Genomic DNA, 2,146 nt, shown 5'->3' on the forward strand with positions numbered 1-2,146 from the left:
GGGGACGACGGGTACACGTGGTTAAAACGCCAACTGCCACTGCGCAATCACGCCGTGGTTTTGTGCGTTGCTGCCCAGCTCGCCGCTGTAGCCCAAGCCGAGGGTTTGGCTGGCGGTGATGCCGATATCAAACCCCGCCTCCAGCAGCATGCTATTGCGGTCTTGCGCCGTACCCTGCGCGCTAAAGGCGCTGCCGCCGCTGAGGAAGGCCTGGCGGGTTTCGCTATCAACATCGCCGTAGGTGTGCCGCCAGCCCAGGCTCATACGCGGGGTAAAGCTCATGCCGTTGGCGAATTGGTCGAGGCGCGCAATGCGTATACCCACGGTGCTGCTGAGGTTGTCCTGTTCTTGCGATTGCACGCGCAGGGCTGAGTTACCGCCTTTTTCGCTGTAGGCATCGCGGCTGTAGCGCTGGTAGCCCAGGCTGGCAAACGGTTCGGCCAGCAAGCGACCGCTGGCGTACGGGTAGGCCAGTTCGGCGAAGGCTTGTTGGCTATCGGCGTTGTAGTCGCCGCGCAGTTTGTCGTCGACCCCGGCAAAGCTCACCCGGCGTTTGTTTTCACCGTCGTGGCGGCTGTAGGCGGCGCCCAAGCGCAGGTCCAATTGGTCGAGTTGGGTCAGGGCGTAAACACCGACGTGGTAGCTGTCGACATCGCCGGAAGCACCTTGGCCGGCGTCGATATCGGTGCGCGAGTAGCCGCCGACCACGCCCAGACGCCAGTCCGAACTCATCGCCCAGTCCGCACCAAACAAGGTGCCGCCGGTGTTTTGCTCGACATCGCTGCCGCCATGGGAGCCGTCCACCGTGCCATGGCTGCCCAGCGCTTGAACCCATAGCCGGCCTGCTGCTTTGGGATCATGCAGACCGCGCGCTTCGTTCGGCACGCCAACGGCGACCAATTGCGGACCGTCGTCGCGCAGGATCGAGGCCTGCAAGCTGCCGCCAAAGCCGCCGAGCTGGCTCATGGCGCCTTGCATCACGCTGCTGACCTGGCTGCTGCCGGCCAAGGTTGCCGCCGCCATGCTGGCGTTGCTTGAGCCGGACAGCTGTTCCAACGCCTGGCTGGCGGTGGCTTTGTCGGTGGTCAGCAAGGCGTTGTACAGGCTGCTGTTGCGTTGCGCGGCCAGGTTGTTGGCCAGCGTGCGGGCGTTGTCGCTGCTCGCCAAGGCGGCAAAGGCAGTGTCGTTGCGGGTCAGCGTCAGCTCAACCGAATTGGCGCTGTAGGTGAGGGTTGGCGTAAGAAAGGCGAAGTTATTGGTCACGCTGCCGAACTGGCCGGTCACCCCGCCAGTGGCGGTGAGCACGCTGCTCTGCTGGGCATAGCCGCTGCCATTGGCGTTCAGGTGCAGGGTGGCGCCGGCCAGATTGGCGCTGCCACTTAACTGCACGGGCGCGCCGCTGGCGTTAAGGTCGTAGTTAAAGGTGGAGCCGCTAGCCAGTTGCAGGCTGCCCAGGCGACCCGTGCCGCCGTAGCTGGCGCCGTTGGCCACAGTCAGTAGGCCGCCAATGCTGCCGCTATTAATCAGACGGGCGCCACTGGCGACGCTGCCGCCGGCACTGAAGTCGTTGCTGCTGACGGTCCAGGTGCCACCGGTAACGGCCAGGGTTTCGAAGTTCTGGCTATTGCCGAAACTGCCCGCGCCGCTGCCACTCAAGGTCAGGGTATCGGTGCCGGCGCCGCCGTCTACCAGGCCGCCAAAGGTGCCGCCAGTGACAACCGTCAAGCCGTCATCGCCAGTGCCCATATCTACCGCCAGGCCGTTGAGGCCGACGATGGAACCGGCGTTGCTCAAGGTGTCGTTACCGGCGCCCATTTGCACGGCCGCCGCTGCGGTAGTGCTGTTCAATTGGTCGACACGTACCGACTGGGTACCGCCGCGAATAACGCCGCCGGCGAGGTTGCTCAGGCTGTCGGCAAAGTTGCCCACCAAGCCAATGGCCGTGCTGTCGGCGCCGATAATGCTGCCGCCGTTGGTGATAGTCGCTACGCCACCGGCCGCCGTAGCCGTGCCGCGCTGAGCGACGATGGCGGTGCCGTTGGCGCCGTCGTCAATCAGGATGCCTTTGGACTGGCCAAAGATCTCGCCACCGGCATAGTTAATGATCGTGCCGCCGCCGGCGGCGATACCGTCGGCGCCGTTAGGG

Annotated in this window: 1 protein-coding gene; it reads right to left on the bottom strand. The window is 64.8% G+C overall.

The window, feature by feature from the left end; genetic code table 11:
• Positions 1-21 precede the first annotated feature (21 nt).
• Positions 22-2,146, bottom strand: a 2,125-nt coding sequence (locus tag AAAB16_RS20865) for an autotransporter domain-containing protein (protein WP_340665055.1), incomplete at its 5' end; no start/stop codon positions are given.

The organism is Pseudomonas sp., from assembly GCF_037994325.1.
Taxonomy (GTDB): Bacteria; Pseudomonadota; Gammaproteobacteria; order Pseudomonadales; family Pseudomonadaceae; genus Aquipseudomonas.